The organism is Rhodopirellula sp. UBA1907, from assembly GCF_002337565.1.
Taxonomy (GTDB): Bacteria; Planctomycetota; Planctomycetia; order Pirellulales; family Pirellulaceae; genus Rhodopirellula; species Rhodopirellula europaea.
Genome location: NZ_DDGH01000102.1, coordinates 116,958 through 117,376 on the forward strand (window position 1 = coordinate 116,958; position 419 = coordinate 117,376).

1 pseudogene is annotated in these 419 nt (G+C 61.1%); it reads right to left on the bottom strand.

Going from position 1 to position 419, the window contains the following annotated elements:
* Positions 1-419 (bottom strand): annotated as a pseudogene (locus tag B2R17_RS26170) (pyruvate carboxylase); the annotation flags it as partial.

Genomic DNA, 419 nt, shown 5'->3' on the forward strand with positions numbered 1-419 from the left:
CCCGCCAAGAACGTGGGATGATTCACCAGCCGCGTTAGAAACGGAATGTTTGTTTTCACGCCACGAATTCGGAATTCGTGCAGGCAACGATCCATCCGGCGAGCCGCCGCGGCCAGGGTGGGAGCTCGCGCGGTGACCTTCACCAACATGGAATCGTAGAAGGGATTGACGACGGCGCCACTGAATGCCGTGCCCGCATCGAGCCGAACGCCCAACCCAGCCGCACTGCGGTAGTGACTGATGCGGCCATAGTCGGGACGGAATTCCGAGGCGGGGTCTTCCGTCGTGATCCGGCACTGCATCGCGAATCCCATGGTTCGGATGCCGTCCTGCGATGGCAGCCCGACTTCTTCGCTCGGAAGAGGATGGCCTTGCGCGACCAAGATTTGGTTGCGAACGATATCGATGCCGGTGACCTC